This is a genomic window from Halomonas sp. KM072, assembly GCF_050710315.1.
Lineage (GTDB): Bacteria > Pseudomonadota > Gammaproteobacteria > Pseudomonadales > Halomonadaceae > Vreelandella > Vreelandella hamiltonii.
Genome location: NZ_CP136132.1, coordinates 3,509,245 through 3,527,928 on the forward strand (window position 1 = coordinate 3,509,245; position 18,684 = coordinate 3,527,928).

Here is an 18,684-nt window from a genome sequence, read left to right on the forward strand (position 1 = left end):
ATGCGCAAGGTTTCTGCACTGTTGCTGGCCACTGAGCGCCGAGCCATCAGCGGCTTGGCCGGTCTCTATGCATCACGCATGCTGGGACTCTTCATGGTACTGCCGGTGCTGGCCCTTTATGCCGACACCCTGGAAGGGGCGACGCCGCTTCTGGTTGGCCTGGCGCTCGGTGTGTATGGCCTGACTCAGGCGGTTCTGCAGATTCCGTTCGGGTTGCTGTCGGATCGGATCGGCCGGAAACGCGTGATCGCCATTGGCCTGCTGATCTTTGCCGCAGGCAGTATCGTGGCCGCCATGGCGGACACCATTGGTGGTGTGATCGTCGGGCGGGCGCTGCAGGGGAGTGGTGCCATTGCGGCGGCGATCATGGCGCTGCTGGCCGACCAGACCCGTGAGCAGGTGCGTACCGCTGCCATGGCCACCATCGGCCTCTCCATCGGTGTGTCCTTTGCCATTGCCATGGTGCTGGGGCCCTGGTTGGCATCATGGGGAGGGCTGTCGAGCCTGTTCTGGTTCACGGCGCTGCTCACCCTGGTGGGCCTGCTGGTGCTGTGGCGCTGGGTGCCGCCTGCTCCCCGGCGTTTGCGACATCGCGATGTCGGGCTGGATCGCCAGCAATTCAAACGCGTCATTACCCGCCCAGACCTGTGGCGCCTGGACGTGTCGATCTTTGCCCTGCATCTGGTCCTCATGGCCATTTTTGTGGCCGTGCCGTTCAGGTTGCTGAACGCTGGAGTGGCGGTGGAGTACCATGGGTTGGCCTATCTGGCCATCATGGGACTGTCGTTTGTCGCCATGGTGCCGCTGGTGATCGTGGCCGAGAAACGCCAACGCATGAAGCTGATGTGCCTGCTGGCCATTGGTGCCATCGTGCTCAGCTTGGCGGCGCTTGGTCTACCGTTCTCCCAAGGGCAGGGGCTGTTTGTATGGCTGCTGGTGTTTTTTACCGGCTTCAATTTGCTGGAGGCCACCCTGCCGTCCATGCTGAGTAAGCTGGCGCCAGCCGGGGCAAAAGGCACCGCCATGGGCGTCTACTCCACCAGCCAGTTTCTGGGTGCGTTTCTAGGCGGTACTCTGGGCGGTTGGCTGGCGCACACCTGGGGGCTGGACGCGGTGTTCATCGGCTGCGCGGCGCTGGCGCTTGGCTGGTGGCTGGCCATGTGCGGCATGCCGTCACCGCCGCCGCTCTCCAGTGAGGTGGTGGCGCTGCATGATACCCAGCCCGATGCCATGGACCTGCTCATGGAGCACCTTGCCGATGTGGCCGGTGTCGAAGACGTCATGGTCGTGCCGGAAGAGCGCCTGGTGTATTTGAAAGTGAATCGCAAAGAGCTTGATCAGGCGGCACTCGCCCGATTGATTCCGCCACCGCGGTCCTGATCAATGAGAGACCATCACCGTATACGACAAGGAGCGACCTTATGGCGCGCGGTATTAACAAAGTCATTTTAATTGGTAATTTGGGCCAGGATCCGGAAGTGCGCTTCACTCCGTCCGGTACTGCAGTGGCCAACCTGAATCTGGCCACCTCTGACACCTGGATGGATCGCCAGAGCGGTCAGCGTCAGGAACGTACCGAATGGCATCGCGTGGTGTTGTTCAACAAAACGGCGGAAATTGCGCAGCAGTACCTGAAAAAAGGCTCCAAAGTCTATATCGAAGGTCGCCTGCAGACGCGCAAATGGCAGGATCAGAACGGTCAGGAACGCTACAGTACTGAAATCGTCGCCAACGACATGCAGATGCTGGATGGCCGCAGTGGTGACTACCAGGGGGGAGGGGCTCCGCAAGGTGGCTATGCCCAGCAAGCGCCGGCTCAGTCTGCGCCACCGCAGCAGCATTATCAGCAGCCACCGCAGCAGGCTCCTCAACAGGGTGGCTACGCTCCGCAACAGAATGCCGCGCCTCAGCGTGGCGGCGCGGCGCCTCAGCAGCAGCCTCCCGCGCATCAGCAAAGCAGCAGCTACGGCGCTCCGGATCCGGGTAACTTCGACGACTTTGACGACGAAATTCCGTTCTGATCGTCATGCCCCGCGGGGTGCTGCCGCGATGCTGACGGGTTGAGAAAGAGGGTCTGTCTTGAAGCTGCTAATACTGAACGCAGGGCACTGCTTGAGCCTGGCGCTGGCCCGTGAGGCGAGTCGGCGCACGGACACCGAGTTGGTGATTGAACAGGGCTTGAGTGTTTCTCCGGATCAGCTCGCGGCCATCGCGCCCGATGCGGTGATCATTCCACCGCTGTCGCATCCATTAAGCATGACGCCAGCGGATGTCTATGCCCATGCGGATGCGGTGGATCAGTGTGTCGATGCCTGCCAGGTGGCAGGCATCGCGCTGGTCTGGTGTGTGTCCGACCAGCTCTACGAAGAGGGGTTCGAGATCCCGATCGACGAGCATGTCGTGCCCGCCCCGCGCGATGAGTGCTTGCGTCGCCTGGTGCAGACTGGTGACCGTATCCGCGCGGAGTATCACCGCCACCTGATCGTGCGGCTAGGGCCACTGTTCGCCCTGGAAGGCAGCCATGCCTGGCTCAATGAAGTGATCGACAGCTTTGTGGCAGGCCAGCCCGTGCGTGCGGCAGAAGACGTGATTTTTTGTCCTACCTCGGCCGATGCCGTGGCCATGGCGCTGGTGGGGATGCTCCAGCAGCAAGCCTGCGGGGCCGATGCCTGGGGGGCGTATCACCTGGCGGGCACCGAGCCGGTCAGCGCTTTCACGTTTGCTTCCATGGTGCGTACCCAGTTGGCCACTCATCTCGAAGGGCGTGGCGAGGAGGTCGCATTGGGTGAGGTGCAAGCGTTGAACCACCATCACGATGCCAAGCTGCGGCGGGTACTGAACTGCCGCCGTGTCCTGGACGTTTTTGGGGTGCACCAGAAGCCCTGGCGATTGGAAGTCGGGCGAATGCTGGATGCCTGGTGCCTGACGCGCACCCAGCCGGAGGACGCAGGATCAGGAACAGGAGAGTCCGCTTGATGAATGTGGTACGCAGCCTGGTGTTCTATCTGGGCTATTTTTCAGCCATGCTGCTGATTGGTGTGCTGTTCTTGCCCGTGGCGCCGTTTCTTCCCCTGGCGGCGCGCTATCGTCTGTTGAACCTCTACAACTACTTCCTGATGGTCTGGTTTCGGCTGGCCTGTGGCGTACGGTACGATATTCAAGGGCGTGACCATATTCCCGCGGGGCCCTGCGTCATTCAGGCCAACCATCAGTGTGAGTGGGAAACGCTGTTCCTGCAGGTCATGAAGCCGCCGGTCTGCACCGTGCTCAAACGAGAGCTGCTGCGCATTCCCGTATTTGGCTGGGGGCTGCGTTTGCTGCGTCCCATCAGCCTGGATCGCTCCAAGCCGGCACGGGCCATGAAGCAAGTGCTGACGCAGGGGGTGGAGCGTTTGAACAGTGGGCTCTCAGTGCTGATCTTTCCGGAAGGGACCCGTGTCGACCCAGGCGTTCGCAAGCGCTACAACAAAAGCGGTAGCGTGGTGGCCTGTCGTGCCGGTGTGCCGGTGCTGCCCGTTGCGCACAATGCCGGTGAGCGTTGGCCGGGGCGGCAGTGGGTCAAGCGTCCGGGTATCCTGCGTGTACGCATTGGTCCGCCCATCGAGACCGCAGGGCGTACCCCGGATGAAGTATTGGCCGATGTGGAAGCCTGGATCGAAGGCCAGCTGAGTGAGATCTCCGAGGTGCCCAGGCCCTGAACGCCGGTGCCCTGAAGCCAGTGCCCTGAAGCCAGTGCCCTGGCAACCGGGGCACACACGCTGCACCAACACAAACGGCGCCCTTGGGCGCCGTTTGTGTTGGTCGTCGAGACCGGCTCAGCCGTTATAGCGCTGGAATACCAGGCAGGCGTTGGTGCCGCCAAAACCAAAGCTGTTGGACAGCACGCGGTCGATGGTGGCGTCATCGCGACGCTGGGTCACGATATCGAAGCCATCGGCTTGCTCGTCCAGGTGCTCGACATTGGCAGAGGCCGCCACGAAGCGGTGCTGCATCATGAGCAGCGAGTAGATGGCCTCTTGCACGCCGGTGGCGCCCAGCGAGTGACCCGTCAGCGACTTGGTAGAGCTCATGGCGGGTGTCGTGTCGCCAAAGACGCTGCGAATCGCTTTCAATTCGGCAACATCACCAACGGGAGTCGACGTGCCGTGGGTGTTGATGTAGTCGATGCTGCCATCGACGGTCGCCATGGCCTGACGCATGCAGCGCATAGCGCCTTCGCCAGAAGGGGCGACCATGTCATGGCCATCGGAGGTGGCGCCGTAGCCGACCAGCTCGCCATAGATCTTGGCGCCGCGTGCCTTGGCATGCTCCAGCTCTTCCAGCACCAGCATGCCGCCGCCGCCCGCGATGACGAAGCCATCACGTGCCTGATCATAGGGGCGAGAAGCGTGCTCAGGAGTGTCGTTATAGTGCGTCGACAAGGCCCCCATGGCATCGAAAAGGCACGATAACGTCCAGTGCTCTTCTTCACCGCCGCCCGCAAACACGACGTCCTGCTTGCCTAGCTGAATCTGCTCCATGGCGCTGCCGATGCAGTGAGCCGAGGTGGCGCAGGCAGAGGAGATGGAGTAGTTGATGCCCTTGATCTTGAACGGCGTGGCCAGACACGCCGAGACCGTGCTGCCCATGGTACGGGTGACCCGGTAAGGACCGACGCGACGCAGGCCTTTTTCACGCATGACGTCGGCGGCTTCTACCTGGTTGGCGCTGGAGGCACCGCCCGAGCCTGCGATGAGGCCGGTTCGCTCGTTGGAAACCTGCGCTTCGGTCAGGCCTGAATCTTCGATGGCTTGTGCCATAGAGATATAGGCATAGGCCGCTGCATCACCCATGAAGCGGCGCAGCTTGCGGTCGATCAATGCGTCCAGGTCGATATCGACGCTGCCGGCCACGTGGCTTCTAAAGCCGCGCTCGGCATACTCTTCCTTGAAACGAATACCGCTACGCCCGCTCTTGAGCGCGTCCAGGACCTGTTGCTGGTCGTTGCCCAGGCATGACACGATGCCAAGGCCGGTGACTACCACTCGTCGCATGGAAGCCTCCTGTTAAAAATTCGCAGTGGAGGTGAATAGGCCAACGCGCAGGTCATTAGCCTGGTAGATGTCGCGCCCGTCAACGGATACGGTGCCATCGGCAATACCCAGAATGAGCCGACGGGTAATGATGCGCTTCACGTTGATCCGGTACGTTACCTTTTTCGCATCGGGCAGAATCTGCCCGCTGAACTTGACTTCGCCACAGCCCAGGGCGCGGCCCCGGCCAGGGTGACCCAGCCAACCGAGGTAGAAACCGACCAGCTGCCACATGGCATCCAGGCCCAGGCAGCCGGGCATGACCGGGTCGCCTGGGAAGTGGCAGTCAAAGAACCACAGGTCAGGGGTGATATCCAGCTCGGCGATCAGTTCGCCCTTGCCGTGCTCACCGCCCTCTTCATGGATGTGAATGATGCGGTCAAGCATCAGCATGTTGGGGGCAGGCAGCTGTGCGTTGCCAGGGCCAAACAGCTCGCCGCGTGAGCAGGCCAGCAGTTCTTCGCGATCAAAGGAATGTTGCTTGGTCACTGAATCGTTCCGAAAGTCAAAAATGGTGGTTGCGCCTAGTCTACTTCCCGAAACCGCTGAATGCACGCCGCAGGCGTCTTATCCTGTGTTTTTAAGGCGCATCGTGACTGCCAATGACGACCATGGTCGCGTACGGATGCGGCACTCCATGCGCGAAATTGTCTAATCAACGGATGATTCACGTAATATGATCTACCCAAGCGTGGGGTAAAGGCGGCATGATGTCATGCATACCGTTGCCGACGTAGTGACTGCTGAATAGGACAACAAAAAACGCCATGTGGCTGCCTGTCTCGATGAATCGTCCTTTGGTCTGGGTGGCGCTGACTGCGCTGCCTGCCTGTGTCTGGATCCCGGATGCCGCGCTGCGCATGGTCGCGGCCAGCCTGGTCTCGCTGGGCTTGTGGGATGCCTGGAATCAGGTGCGTCAGCAGCGCCTTCGTTTGCGTCTTTCCCTGGATGCCATGGGATTGGCGGGAGACGCGATCGTGATTAGCGATGTCCAGAATCGCGTGTTGATGGTCAATCCCGCCTTTACCGACATTACTGGCTACGAAAGCCATGAAATGGTCGGTCGCAAGCTGGAAACCCTCGCCGCACCGCGCCACGACAAAGCCTTCTATCAGAATTTCTGGAGTACGCTGAAGGCTACCGGGCGTTGGGAAGGCGAGATGTGGAACCGCCGCAAGCATGGCGACGAGTACCCCGAATGGCTGAAGGTGCGTGCCGTCACCGACCGTCGCGGCAATATCACCCATTTCATCAGTCTGTTTACCGATATTTCGGAGCAGAAGGCCCGCGAGCGCGACCTGCGCCGCATCGGTTATGAAGATCCCCTGACCGGACTGCCCAATCGCCGCCGCCTGCATGACCTGATGGCCTCTCGCTTGCGTCACCTGCGTGCGGGAGAGAGCCTGGATATTGCGCTGATCGATATAGACGGCTTGAAATCGGTCAACGACAGCCTGGGCGTAGAGCAGGGGGACCGCCTGCTGGCACGCTTTGCGCAGCGTTTGACCAGTTACATGGCCGGCAGTGTCGTGGGTCGGCTGGGTGGCGATGAGTTCATGGTCATTCGCACCACCACCTTCGATGACCATGACAAGTGGGTCATGACCTTGCGCGACCATATGGGTCGCCCCTTTGAAATCAACGACCAGTCGCTGCGACTGGGGCTCACCATCGGTAGCTGCCGGGCACCCGAAGATGGCCGTGATTCCGGCGTACTGTTCCAGCGTCTGGAGTCCGCGCTGTATAGCGCCAAACGGCTGGGGCGTAACCATAGCCAGCGTTTCCGACCGGCGCTCGACAAGCAGGACAACCCTCAACTGGCGTTGGTGAGTGACCTGCGCGCGGCGCTGATCTCGGGAGACCAGCTGGAACTGCACTACCAGACCCAGCATCATCCCGGTACCGGCGAGCTGATGGGCATGGAAGCGCTGCTGCGTTGGCGCCACCCGCAAGACGGCATGATTTCACCAGGAGACTTCATTCCGCTGGCCGAGCGCCACGGCCTGATGGCCGAGCTGGGCAGTTGGGTCATCGAGAAAGCCTGCGCGCAGCAGGCCCATTGGCAGAACAGCGGCATGCCCAAGGTCACGGTGTGGATCAATATTTCGGCGTTGCAGCTGTTTCAGGGCGACCTGGAAACGCAGCTGGCAACCTGTCTGGAGCGTTATAAGCTGAAGCCTTCCCAGATCGGCCTGGAGCTGACCGAGTCGGTGCTGCTCGACGAGCGGGCCGGTGACATGGGACCGCGTTTGCAGACGCTACGCGACCAAGGGTATGCGATTGCCATCGATGATTTCGGCACGGGCTATTCGTCGCTGGGTTACCTGAAGCGGCTGCCGGTAGACAAGATCAAACTGGATCGTGCCTTCATTCGTGAGCTGCCGCATGATCAGGCCGATGCCGCCATCGTCACGGCAGTCCTGGCCATGGCGGCGGGGATGAAGCTCGAAGTCGTCGCCGAAGGCGTCGAAACGCAAGAGCAGTGCCAGTTCCTGATCAAGGCGGGCTGCACCTTGGTGCAAGGGTTCTATTTTGCCAAACCACTCTCTGCCGCTGAGCTGGAGCAGCGCTGGGTACCGCTGCCTTTGGCGGAAGGGGCCAACTGATCATCTCCACGGAAATCAGCCGATCAAGGCGCCCCGTCAGTTCGCGGTAGTCCTGCTTCAGCAGGGTGATACGGTCTTCCAGCCCCTCTTCCTGGATGCGGCGGGCCGTATAGGCATGCTGCTCTTCGGAGATGGTGGTGGTGACTCGGCAGCCGCGTGTCTTGGCGGCATGGATCGCCAGCCCGCCCCAGCCAGTGCCGATTTCCAGCAGATGGTGCTCTGGCTGCACGTCCAGCTTTTCGAGCATCAGGTCGAGCTTGTAGGTAGAGGCCTCTTCCAGGCTGGCTTCCGGGTAGGGGGAGGCGGCACTGGAGTACATCCAGTGGCGTTGGTCCAGAAAAGTGGCAAACAGGTCATTGCCAATATCGTAATGCGCGGCAATGTTGCGTTTGGAGCCGGTCACGCTATTGCGCTGGAAGCGATAGGCCAGGCCCAGCACCCAGCGGGTAAAGCGTGCGCAGCCATTTTCCATCTTGCCGTTGACCTGCATGGGCATGGGGAAGTCGTTGCGATCCGAGAGAGGGGTCTTCACGAACCCTGGGTGGATGATGAATTCCTTGTTGAGTAACGGTGCCACGTGAGGGGACAGCGATGTCGGCGGCGAGAGCCGCCGACAGAGGCAAGTGTTTATCTAGCCTACTTCGATAAGGCCTTGAAGGCGTCCAGGGCACGTTGACGGGCTGCCTTGTGGTCGACGATGGGGGAGGGGTAGTCCACCGGGTTCAGCATGTCCTGTGGTGGCGCATGACGCGCCTTGGCGGGCAAGGAAGCCAGTTCTGGTAGCCAGTGGGTGATGAAGGCGCCTTCAGGGTCGAAACGCGTCGACTGGGTGGTAGGGTTGAAGATGCGAAAGTACGGGGCTGCGTCCGTACCCGTGGAGGCCGCCCACTGCCAGCCACCGTTGTTGGCGCAAAATTCGCCATCTACCAGATGGCGCATGAAGAACGCTTCTCCCCGCCGCCAGTCGATCAGCAGATGCTTGCTCAAGAACATGGCGGTGATCATGCGCAGTCGGTTGTGCATCCAGCCGGTCGTCACCAATTGGCGCATGGCCGCATCCACGATGGGGTAGCCGGTACGCCCTTCGCACCATGCCGCAAACCCCTCATCGTCATCACGCCAGGCCAGATCGCGGGTGTGCTCCTGAAAGGGTTGATAGCGGCATACCTGCGGAAAGCCCACCGCGACATGCTGGTAGAACTCCCGCCAGATCAGTTCGTTCACCCAGGTCGTGAGTCCGGCATCCCCGTCTGCCAGGTGGCCGTCGTTTTCGCTCATCACGGCTTGCAGGCACTGGCGATGAGAGATCATGCCCAGCGCCAGATAAGGGGAAAGTCCACTGGTGCCACTGACGCCAGGGAAGTCGCGCTGTTGCTGGTAGTAGCGGCCCCGGAAGCGCAAAAAGCGCTCCAGGTGATCGCTGGCCGCGTTTTCGCCCGCAGGCCATTGGCGGCCATCCACGGGGGAGTCCTCGAACTCGGGGAGGGCGGGCAGTGGATCGCTGGGCAGATCCAGAGGCGACTGCGCCTGAGGCGTATCGCGCAGGGCCAGCTGCTCCTGAGTTACCTGCTTGTGCCACGCCTTGGCGAAGGGGGTGAAGACGCCATAGTAATCGCCCTTGCCGGTCAGCAGGCTGCCTGGGGCAAAGGCAATGGCATCGTGGTGGCCCTGTGCCGTCATGCCCGCGTGCTTGAAGGCTTCCAGAACGGCCTGGTCGCGGCGCTGTTCGTTCAGCGGGTACTCGTAATTGAAGTGCAGCTGCTGAACGCCGTGTTCCTGAGCCAGCGCGAGCAGTACGCTGGGTGCGTCATCGAAACTGTCGATATCCCGATGCAGCAGCGGGATATTGAGGCCGGTCAAGGACTCCTTGAGGGCGCCAACACCGCGTGCCCAGAAGTCGAGCTTGTTGGCGCCATGCCCATGGGCGCGCCACTGTTCGATACTGCGCAGGAAGACGGCGACCACTGGGCCTTTGGCGGCGGCCGCCGCCAGGGCGGAGTTATCATGAACACGCAGGTCGCTGCGTAGCCAAACCAACTGCAGATCCATGAACACTCCTGTTGCGTGGCCTGTCGGGCGCTAGAGAATGCCTGATTCGCGTAGCAGCGGTCGCAAACGCGCCACGGCTTGAGGCAGGTCATCGCCCAGCATGTGGACTGGGCCGTCGCGCAGCTCTGTTTCACGCAGTCGGGCGACTTCGCCGCACACGCCGATCGGTACGCCCAAACGCTCGGCCGCCTTGGGCAGGTCGACCCGAATGTAGTGGTCGTTTTCGCGCTGACCGCTGGAGAGCAGCACCATGGAAGAGTGCAAGCGCGACACCGCCTGGGGCAGATCTTCCAGCGCCAGCGAATGGTCGAGCAGCTGTACACGGTAGCCCTGTTCGCTGGCCATCAGCGCGCACATCAACACCCACAAGGGGCCTGGGTCGTCGGGCATGGCGGTCAGCAGCAGCAGCGGGCCGCGGGTAGCCTGGTTGGCATAGTGCAGGCGAATGCCCACCTGGCTACGCAGGAAGGATTCGAAGGTGCGCCGCACCAGGTCGTCCGGCTGAGCGGCCCATTTGGCTTCCAGGCTCAAGATGACTGGTTGCCAGAGCTCGTTGATGGCCACGCTGAGCGGGTAGAGCGCCAGACTTTGGTGATACAGCGCCTCGAGCCGCGGCAGGTCGACCGCCTCGATGATGGCTTGCAGCTGCTGCCGCTGGCTGGCCCAATCGCCAGCATCCGGCGCGGGGGTTTCCACGGTTTCCGGCTGGTCCAGCAGGTCGTCGACCTGACTGACCGGCACGCCACGGTTCAGCCATTGCAGAATACGCTCGATGCGACTGATGTCATCCTGTGCGTAAAGCCGGTGTCCTTTGGGAGTACGTTGCGGACGAATCAAGCCGTAGCGTCGCTCCCAGGCGCGCAGGGTGACCGAGTTCACACCCGTCAGACGGGAAACTTCCCGAATCGGATAGAGCGGAGTATCGGGTGGGTGGGTCGCCTTGTTGCTCATGGGCGCCATTGCCTCTTGGTTGCCTGCAACAGGTATTGCAGGGGTCTGTCTGTAATTGCCGTGGCGGTAGTTCGGTGCCGGGTCGGCGGTATGCCACTCATTCGGGGCGTGTCGCTACGTCGATGAGCCGATAATCGCTGAGATAGCGTCACGCTATTATAGGCACCTTTGTACAACTTGTGGCGGCTAGGTACAACCTCTGTGGCTTCCATGCTCCTGTACTCCTGTCGTGGTATTCATTAGACCGACCGGCCTATTAAGGCCCTGCCCAGCCCATTGCCGGATAACCAGGCATCCTCGACGCGGCTGCCTTTCCAGCTGTCGCCGCATAATGCGATACCCTGCTGGCTGTACAGGTATCCCTGTCCGTTTGGCTTGGCGGGTTGGGCGTATCGCCAGCGATGGGCGCCCAGCTCTATCAATTCGGGAATCGATACCGCAGGAACGGGCAAGTATTCCAGAAAGGCCTCTAGCAGCTGCTGGGCCGCGTCCTCTGGCGTCAGCTCGATATGCGCGTCGCTCCAGTCCAATTGAGCAAGGAGGCTCAGGCTTTCCGGCTGTTCTTCACGCCCCGGCTTGGTGTGGTTTCGGGAGGCGAGGGGTAGTTTGGGGTGCTTTGCATGCAAGCTTTGCCAGTGTTCGGCAATGCCCGACGGTGTGGGTAGCGGCGCTGCAAAAATGGCCCAGGCGGCCCAGCAAGCGCGCTGTGGGAGAGCCTCGCAGGCGGCGCTCAGCTCGGGAGCCCATTGGCCTATCAGCTCGCTGGCCTGGGGCGGTGGCGCCGTGATCACGACGCGGCTGAAGGGCCCATGATGGTTTCCTGCAGCGTCTTTCAAATGCCATTCGCCATCCGTCACCCGCTCGAGCGCGACGATACGCGTTTCCGAATGGAAGTCCGTGTGTGCATGAAGAGTGATGGCATCTATCAGATACCGAGTCAGCGCACTCATGCGCGGAGCCCCGGCATAACGCAACTGGCCGTCATCGTGTGTTTGCCAACCGGATGCACTAGCCTGATAGGTACACGTCGGCCAAGGGGCCACGCAGCCTGCGTGCTGCCACTGGGTGAGCTGTCGAGCGAATTCGGCATCGCGCACGGTAAAAGCCTGAGCGCCCAGATCAAGCGTCGCCGCTGGGCGGCCCTTGCTGGACATGCGGCCACCCGGCCCTCGCGCCTTGTCGAACAGGCTGACCGTCACGCCGTGCTGTGCCAACAGGTGAGCACAGACGAGCCCTGCCATACCTGCGCCGATGATGGCCACGGCGTCACGCGAGACAAGAGCAGGGGGAGCGGAAATGGATTCAGGCATGGCGGCTCACGGAAGCGATGACGTGTCGAAAGATAATTCTATTGTAGCAGTTGTGTATAGATATCGTACAATTTAAAAAGTTGCAATACGGATGGTCGATTAGCCCGCTGCACACAGCGACGGCGTTTGCCATAGGTGATGGATAGATCATGGATAGGTGATGGAGTGCAGGGGCTATCCAGCTTCAGGAGGGAGTACCATGCGAGTACTGATTACCGGCGGCAGCGGGTTCGTGGGACAGCGTCTGTGCCCACAGCTGATTGCTCAAGGGCACGACGTGCAGGTGGTGTCGCGCACGCCCCACAAGGTACGCGGAAAGCTGCCCCCCGAGTGTGATATCCGCGACAGCGCGCAGGCATTTATCGATACGCCCCCCGATGCGCTGGTGAACCTGGCAGGGGAGTCGATAGCCGCCAAACGTTGGAGCGCCGAGCAAAAGGAGCGGCTGATTCGCTCGCGAGTCGACAGCACCCAGCAGCTGGTGGCGCTGTGCGAGCAGTTGGCGGCCAACGGTCAGCCGCTGCCTGCGGTCCTGGTCAGTGGCTCGGCCATGGGGTATTACGGCGATCAGGGCAGCAAGGTCGTGGATGAGGCTACTCAGCCCCACGACGAGTTTGCCCATCGGCTGTGTGCCCAGTGGGAAGCCGCTGCCAAGCCAGTGGAAGCTTTGGGGGTTCGGTTGGCCATTCTGCGCATAGGCCTGGTGCTTGCGGCAGGCGGCGGCACCCTGCAAAAAATGGTGCCGCCTTTCAAGCTAGGGCTGGGTGGGCGGTTCGGCGATGGTCAGCAGTTCATGCCCTGGGTCCATCGAGACGACCTGGTAGCCGCCATCATCTTCTTGATCAACGGGTCTGGTTTGTCGGGTGCTTTCAACGGCAGTGCACCGCATCCGGTGACCAACGCCGAGTTCACCCAGACGCTGGCCAAGCAACTGCATCGTCCCGCCATTTTTCCGGTACCTGCCTTCGTGCTGAAGGCGGGCTTCGGCGAGATGTCACAGCTGCTGTTGACCGGCGCGGACATGCGACCGGCACGACTGCTCGAGGAGGGATTCAGCTTTCAATACCCGACGCTACCGAAAGCGCTGGCGGCCATTTTCTAGCCGCCAGCAAGCCGCAGGTCTAGGCATTCTCTAGGCGTTCGGGTCCACGGTGATGATGACCCGCACCGAGTCGAGCCGCAGGCGAGTGTTTTCGATGGCATCGCTGAGCGCTTGACGCTCCTGCTTGAGGGCTTCCAGCTCCTCGCTGCGCACCGCCGGGTTGTGCTCTGCCAGCGCCGTCAGGCGGGCCAGCTCGGCATCCAGCTGAGCACGCATGCGCGTTTCGGCGGCTTCCACGATGCTGGGCAGCTCCCGCTCGGCCTCACTCTCCCCTTGGGTCAGCAGGTCACGCAGCTGGTCGTGACGGCTCTTGATCAGGTCACGGGCCAGCGACTTGTTGACCTTCTGCAGATTTTTGCCCAGCCCGGTAAAGGAGATCTTGCTGGTCAGATTGGCCCCGGACTCATCCAGCAGTACCCGGACGGCCGTGGGGGGCAAAAAGCGGTTCAGGTGCAGCGCTTTAGGCGCCGGGCAGTGGGTGCGGAAGATCAGCTCGGCCATCAGTCGTCCACTGGGAATGGCAGGATGGCGCAGCAGCGCCAGGGCAGTATTGCCCATGGTGCCATCCAGAATGCGTCCCATCATCTCGCGCAGCAGCGGGTGTTCCCAGGAGAGGCGTTGCACGTCATCCCGCGCCAGGGCCTGGGCACGGCTGTAGGTGGCAGAGAAGCCTTCTTCCCCTTTGACCAGCCCCGGCAGTCCGTCCAGCATGTGCTGGCTGGGCTGCAGGTGCAGCAGGCCATTGCCAATTTCCTGGCTATCGACCCCGAAGATATCCAGCGCACGCTCCACGTAGCGGGGCAGCGCTGGGTCCTCGTCCAGCTCGCGTACCGCCTCAATCACCTGCTGTGCTCGTGCTGGGCGGCAAGCATTAAGCTCCAGCAGGCGGTTGCGACCCGCATCCCGCTCGGCGAGCTTGGCAGTGAACATCTCGCGCGTCTCTTCGATAATCTCGTCGAGCGCTTCATCGTCGAGCAGCGCATCGGCCAGGGCATCGCCAAAGGCGTCGAACAGGTCGCTGCCAATACCGTGGGGGGCACTGAAAGCGGCCATGCCTTCGTCGTACCAGCGCTGCAGCCGCTCCCCCGGGCTGCCGATGAAGCTGGGCACGTGCAGCTCGATGGCGTGGCGTTGGCCAATTCGGTCGAGGCGGCCAATCCGCTGCTCCAGCTGGTCCGGGTGTTGGGGCATGTCGAACATCACCAGATGACGACAGAACTGGAAGTTGCGGCCTTCGGAGCCGATCTCGGAGCACACCAGCACCTGGCAGCCATCTTCCTCGTCGGCGAAGGCGGCGGCGGCGCGGTCGCGCTCCACTAGCGACAGCCCTTCGTGGAAGACCGGTGCCTGGTAGCCGCCCAGCACACGCAGGCCTTCGGCCAGCCCTTCGGCGGTCTCGCGGTGGTGGGCAATGACCAGCACCTTGTCGTTGGCAAAACCGTCTTCGCTGTCGTCGCTGAGCTTTTCTAGCAGCCAGTTGACCCGGGGGTCGATATGCCACCAGGATTCACCGTTCAGCGGGTCATTGCTCAGCTCGCGGTACATGGCATCCGGGTAGATCAGTACGTCCGGGTGGTCCATGCCGGTTTCGATCAGCAGCTCGTCCAGATAGTCCTCGTCGCGCTCCAGGCGGCGCAGCACTCGGCGATAGGCGGAGGGCAGCTCCAGCTTGGTCAGGTGTAGCCGCCGCTCCGGGAAGCCGCCCACGTGGCGTCGGCTGTTGCGGAACATGACGCGCCCGGTGCCGTGACGGTCGAGCAGCGCATCGCGCAGTTGGGCTCGGGCCGCGTCCTGCTGTTCAGAGCTGGCCTCGGCGTTGCACAGCGTCGCCAGCAGGGCCTGGCTGTCGCGGTCGTCGGCGATGGTGGCCACGCGCTCGCGGGCGCTGGGTGCCTGGGGAAGTTCTTCCAGCGCATCGATGGCGCTGGCCACGGCGACGTAGTGCTGCTCTTCGTCCTTGAAGCGCTCGATGTCGTGGTAGCGCTCCGGGTCCAGCAGGCGTAGCCGCGCAAAGTGGCTCTCCTGGCCCATCTGCTCGGGGGTGGCGGTGAGCAGCAGCAGGCCGGGGATCTCGGCGGCCAGCTGCTCCACGCACAGGTAGCCGGGGCCGCTGGTCTCCGGGTGCCAATCCAGGTGATGCGCCTCGTCGACGATCAGCAGGTCGAAACGGCTGGCCAGGGCCTGTTCCTGACGGTGACGATTGGCAAACAGCCAGCCCTGGCTGGCCAGCACCAGCTGGGCGCTCTCGAACGGATTGGCGCTGCCGTGGGCCTGGCTCTGGTGCTCGTCGAGCAGCGTGACGGTCAGCGAGAAGCGGCGCAACAGCTCCACCAGCCACTGGTGGGTCAGGCTATCGGGTACCAGAATCAGCGCGCGCTCTACGCGGCCTGCCAACAGCAGGCGGTGGAGGATCAAGCCTGCTTCAATGGTCTTGCCAAGCCCCACTTCATCGGCCAGCAGCACCCTGGGGGCGTGGCGGCGTGCGACTTCGTCGGCGATATAGAGCTGGTGGGGAATCAGGTCGATGCGTGGCCCGGCAAACCCCAAGGCGCTGTGCTGTTCGATACGCTGAAAGTGATGCAGGGTACGAAAACGCAGGTCGAACCAGTCGTTGCGATCGACCTGGCCGGTCAGCAGGCGGTCACGGGCCTGGTCGAACTGCATGGTGTCGGCCAGGCGTGCTTCGGGCAGTTCGCGCAGGTTGCCGTCGCTGTCTTCACCGATATAGGTGATCAGGCCACGGCTCTCTTTGCTGTCGTCCACGATCATCTGCCAGCCGTCGGCTGACAGGACCCGGTCACCGCTGCCGAACATGACGCGGGTGAGGGGCGCCTGGCGGGTGTTGTAGGTGCGGGTTTCCTGGCTGGCACTGAACAAGATGGTAACGCTACGGGCGTCGCAGTTGAGCACGGTGCCAAGCCCAAGCTCGGCCTCACCGTCGCTAATCCAGCGCTGGCCGGGAGAAAAATCGCTCATGATGCCTCGAGGAAGTCGTCAAAATCGGGTCGCTCGCCACCGGGAATGGGCCTCGGTGGCAGACAGGGCGGGGGATTCTAACGCAAAGCAGCGAGGGGATTAAGGGCTATCATGGTCAATCGTTCAGCCAGCGCTCCAGGTGAGCGCGGGTGAGTTCACCGACGTGCACGTCCAGTGTTCGTCCCTGGGCGTCGAACAGTACGGTCGTGGGCAGGCCGGGGGCTGCGAATTCGGCCATCAGCAGCTGCCGAGGGTCGCGTAGTGCATGACGAAACACCAGCTGCTGTTCATCCAGGTAGCGCACGATGGGCAACAGGTCTTCGCCCTGGTTGACCACCACCACGCTGACCCCCTCCATCTGGTCTGCGGCTTCCAGCAACGGCATTTCGCGGAGGCAGGGCGGGCACCAGGTGGCCCACAGGTTGACCATCAGCAGGTCACCTTGCGCATCGAGGGAGGCCAGATTCACCGGGTTGCCGTCCAGGTCTTCCAGGGTAATGTCCGGCACGGACGCCACCGCAAAGGAGGGCCCCAGCGGCGCCAGGGTGGCCAGAACCAGCCAGAGGCTGGCGGCACCTACGGTCATGGCCAGGCCGCCGAGCATGGCCAGCAGCCGTTCACGCAGTGCCCAGGCGGTCCATACAAGGCCCGCCACCATGCCGCCAAGGGCATTGAAACCTGGCTGCCACAGCTTGAGGGCATCCAGCGGCGCCTGACTGTAGCTCTCCCAGTGTAGAATGACGAACACGGCACGAGCGCCGAGCAACCATACCAGCAGCAAGCCGTTGAACCAGCGCGTGTGCTGCTGGGCACTCAGCCCCAGCAGGTAGCGGCTGCTCACCAGCAGCATGAGTGCCACACCCAGGGCGTAGAGGCGTGGCGTCGAGATCAGCAGTGGGCCAAGTGCAATGGCATTCATCAGTTTGTCCGTTAAGCAGTTACACTGATTCACCATATCATGCATGCAACACATCACGGAGAGGTCGATGTCGCAAACTTCCTTTGATCGCCTGCGCGCCCTGGCAATTGGCTCTCAGGCGCTGGGGCTAACGCTCATTATCACCTTGGAGACCGTGATGGGTGACGCCGCGCGGCCCTGGCAGGGGGGCGTGCTGGCCGCCATGGTGGCGTGTGCACTGGTCATTGCGCTGGTGCGTATGTACCGCAACAAGCGCCGCCAGAAGCGCTTGGCAGAGCGACTAGACGCGTCGGCGTCAGAAAACCACAAGCGTTAGAAGCCGTTGCTTGTGTTTTTGGCGCGACGGTTCCAGATTAAGGGGAGCCCTGCGCTGGACAGTCGGGGCACTTAACACACTGGGAGCGACAAACAATATGATTAATAAGCGCGCATTAACCATTGCCGTAGCGGCTTCATCACTTGCTTTAACCGGGATGGCCCAGGCGGAGGTCAAAGTGGGCTTCCTGGGCGGCTTTACCGGGGGGATCGAAAGCCTGACGCCGCCTATTTTCGAGGGGGCCAAGCTCGCCGTTGCCCAGATCAACGAACAGGGGGGCGTGCTGGGCGGCCAGACGCTGGTCATGCCGTCAGGGGATACGACCTGCTCTGATGCATCGGCCGCGTCCAATGCCGCCGACCGTATGGTCAATACTGAAAACGTCACCGCCATCGTCGGCGCGCTGTGCACCGGGGCCACGATTGCTGCGGCCAATAACGCGGCCATCCCAGGCGGCGTGATGATGGTGTCTCCGGCCTCCACCGCGCCTGCGGTGTCCGAGCTGAACGATAACGACCTGGTGTTCCGTACCGTGCCGTCCGACGCCTTCCAGGGCGAAATGCTGGCCAAGCTGCTGCTGGACAAGGGCATCGACTACGTCGCCGTCACGTTCGTCAACAACGACTATGGCCGTGGCCTGTCTGACGCCTTCAGTGCCGCCTTCACGGCGGGCGGTGGCGAAGTGGCCGAAAATCTGGCCCACGAAGACAACCGTGCCGACTACCGCTCCGAACTGGGCTCCCTCTCTGCCAGTGGCGCCGACACGCTGGTCGTGCTGGCCTATGCCGACACCTCTGGCCAGACCGTGCTGCGTCAAGCCTATGAGAGTGGCATGTTCACCCAGTACGTGGGTGCCGACGGCATGGTAGGAGACAGCCTGGTGCAGGCGATTGGTGCCGATGTCCTCGATGGCATGATCGCCACGCGCCCTGGTAGCCCGGAGCTGCCCGGCACGGAACTGTTCAATAGCGCCGCCGAAGCCGCGGGCATCGACCCCAGCGCGGTGTTTGCCGCCCAGGCGTACGATGCGGCTTTCCTGATTGCCCTGGCCATCGAGCAGAACGGCAGCGCCGAGCGTGAAGGGTTGTCGGAAGCGCTGCGCAGCGTTTCCAGCGCGCCGGGTGAAGTGATTCTGCCAGGCGAATGGGAAAAAGCGGTGGCGCTGATTGCCGAAGGCACCGAGATCAACTACGAAGGCGCTTCCGGCTCTCATGAGTTCGACGAGAATGGCGATGTGCCCGGCGTGGTAGTCGAGATGGTGGTCGAGAACGGCACCTTCACCACCAAGGGGTTGGTAGAGCCATAACCCTGGACGCAGCACTGGTCAACTGACCGCCCACAAACGAATGCCCGGCCATGATTGGCCGGGCATTTTGCATTGTG

The 18,684-nt window shown here is 62.3% G+C and carries 15 protein-coding genes and 1 pseudogene; 8 read left to right on the top strand and 8 right to left on the bottom strand.

Features of this window, described 5'->3' with window-relative positions:
* Genes RVM26_RS16690 through RVM26_RS16705 form a run of 4 tightly spaced genes read left to right on the top strand, consistent with a single transcriptional unit; the run spans position 1 to position 3,698 of the window.
* Complete coding sequence (locus tag RVM26_RS16690; RefSeq protein ID WP_287808205.1) at positions 1-1,380, top strand: MFS transporter; 1,380 nt, start codon at positions 1-3, stop codon at positions 1,378-1,380.
* A gap of 41 nt (positions 1,381-1,421) precedes the next feature.
* Positions 1,422-2,021 carry a single-stranded DNA-binding protein gene (gene ssb / locus RVM26_RS16695; protein ID WP_287808206.1) on the top strand — a complete coding sequence of 200 codons (600 nt, stop codon included), beginning with the start codon at positions 1,422-1,424 and terminating at the stop codon, positions 2,019-2,021.
* Between the two features lie 58 nt (positions 2,022-2,079).
* Positions 2,080-2,976, top strand: a complete 897-nt coding sequence (locus RVM26_RS16700; RefSeq protein ID WP_498939767.1) for a sugar nucleotide-binding protein — start codon at positions 2,080-2,082, stop codon at positions 2,974-2,976.
* The gene (locus tag RVM26_RS16705; protein ID WP_144984152.1) at positions 2,973-3,698 is read left to right on the top strand and encodes a lysophospholipid acyltransferase family protein; all 726 of its coding nucleotides are present in this window, start codon (positions 2,973-2,975) and stop codon (positions 3,696-3,698) included. The genes RVM26_RS16700 and RVM26_RS16705 overlap by 4 nt, the downstream gene beginning before the upstream one ends.
* A gap of 117 nt (positions 3,699-3,815) precedes the next feature.
* On the opposite strand, the gene fabB is transcribed toward RVM26_RS16705, so the two are convergent.
* Both fabB and fabA read right to left on the bottom strand, forming a co-directional pair.
* Positions 3,816-5,033: a beta-ketoacyl-ACP synthase I gene (gene fabB / locus RVM26_RS16710; protein WP_498939769.1), complete on the bottom strand. Its 1,218-nt coding sequence runs from the start codon at positions 5,031-5,033 to the stop codon at positions 3,816-3,818.
* 12 nt (positions 5,034-5,045) lie between these two features.
* Complete coding sequence (gene fabA / locus RVM26_RS16715) at positions 5,046-5,561, bottom strand: 3-hydroxyacyl-[acyl-carrier-protein] dehydratase FabA (RefSeq protein ID WP_039180752.1); 516 nt, start codon at positions 5,559-5,561, stop codon at positions 5,046-5,048.
* A gap of 278 nt (positions 5,562-5,839) precedes the next feature.
* Between fabA and RVM26_RS16720 the strand changes: the two genes are divergently transcribed.
* Positions 5,840-7,678 (top strand): putative bifunctional diguanylate cyclase/phosphodiesterase, encoded by a 1,839-nt coding sequence (locus RVM26_RS16720; RefSeq protein WP_498939772.1) that lies wholly within the window; start codon positions 5,840-5,842, stop codon positions 7,676-7,678.
* On the opposite strand, the pseudogene RVM26_RS16725 reads toward RVM26_RS16720, so the two are convergent.
* The 4 genes and pseudogenes from RVM26_RS16725 to RVM26_RS16740 all read right to left on the bottom strand — a co-directional run.
* A pseudogene (locus RVM26_RS16725) lies at positions 7,677-8,165 on the bottom strand (SAM-dependent methyltransferase); the annotation flags it as partial. The gene RVM26_RS16720 and the pseudogene RVM26_RS16725 overlap by 2 nt on opposite strands.
* 149 nt (positions 8,166-8,314) lie before the next feature.
* On the bottom strand, positions 8,315-9,727 hold the full coding sequence (gene phrB / locus RVM26_RS16730; RefSeq protein WP_287808212.1) for a deoxyribodipyrimidine photo-lyase: 1,413 nt from the start codon (positions 9,725-9,727) through the stop codon (positions 8,315-8,317).
* Between the two features lie 30 nt (positions 9,728-9,757).
* Positions 9,758-10,678 (bottom strand): MerR family transcriptional regulator, encoded by a 921-nt coding sequence (locus RVM26_RS16735; RefSeq protein WP_287808214.1) that lies wholly within the window; start codon positions 10,676-10,678, stop codon positions 9,758-9,760.
* A gap of 239 nt (positions 10,679-10,917) precedes the next feature.
* Positions 10,918-11,988: an NAD(P)/FAD-dependent oxidoreductase gene (locus tag RVM26_RS16740; protein WP_498939774.1), complete on the bottom strand. Its 1,071-nt coding sequence runs from the start codon at positions 11,986-11,988 to the stop codon at positions 10,918-10,920.
* A gap of 199 nt (positions 11,989-12,187) precedes the next feature.
* Here RVM26_RS16740 and RVM26_RS16745 point away from each other — a divergent pair, with 199 nt between their 5' ends.
* Positions 12,188-13,090 (top strand): TIGR01777 family oxidoreductase, encoded by a 903-nt coding sequence (locus RVM26_RS16745; protein ID WP_039180721.1) that lies wholly within the window; start codon positions 12,188-12,190, stop codon positions 13,088-13,090.
* Positions 13,091-13,120: 30 nt separating this feature from the next.
* Here RVM26_RS16745 and rapA read toward each other — a convergent pair whose 3' ends face one another.
* Both rapA and RVM26_RS16755 read right to left on the bottom strand, forming a co-directional pair.
* A complete protein-coding gene (gene rapA, locus RVM26_RS16750) occupies positions 13,121-16,066 on the bottom strand; it encodes an RNA polymerase-associated protein RapA (protein ID WP_498939776.1) in 2,946 nt (981 codons plus the stop codon).
* Positions 16,067-16,181: 115 nt separating this feature from the next.
* Positions 16,182-16,985 carry a prolipoprotein diacylglyceryl transferase family protein gene (locus tag RVM26_RS16755; RefSeq protein WP_498939778.1) on the bottom strand — a complete coding sequence of 268 codons (804 nt, stop codon included), beginning with the start codon at positions 16,983-16,985 and terminating at the stop codon, positions 16,182-16,184.
* 67 nt (positions 16,986-17,052) lie between these two features.
* Between RVM26_RS16755 and RVM26_RS16760 the strand changes: the two genes are divergently transcribed.
* Together RVM26_RS16760 and RVM26_RS16765 are read left to right on the top strand one after the other, a co-directional pair.
* Entirely contained in the window at positions 17,053-17,301 is a 249-nt protein-coding gene (locus RVM26_RS16760; protein WP_287808222.1) for a hypothetical protein, read from the top strand.
* A 97-nt stretch (positions 17,302-17,398) separates the two neighbouring features.
* Positions 17,399-18,607 (top strand): ABC transporter substrate-binding protein, encoded by a 1,209-nt coding sequence (locus RVM26_RS16765; protein WP_287808223.1) that lies wholly within the window; start codon positions 17,399-17,401, stop codon positions 18,605-18,607.
* Positions 18,608-18,684: the final 77 nt, after the last annotated feature.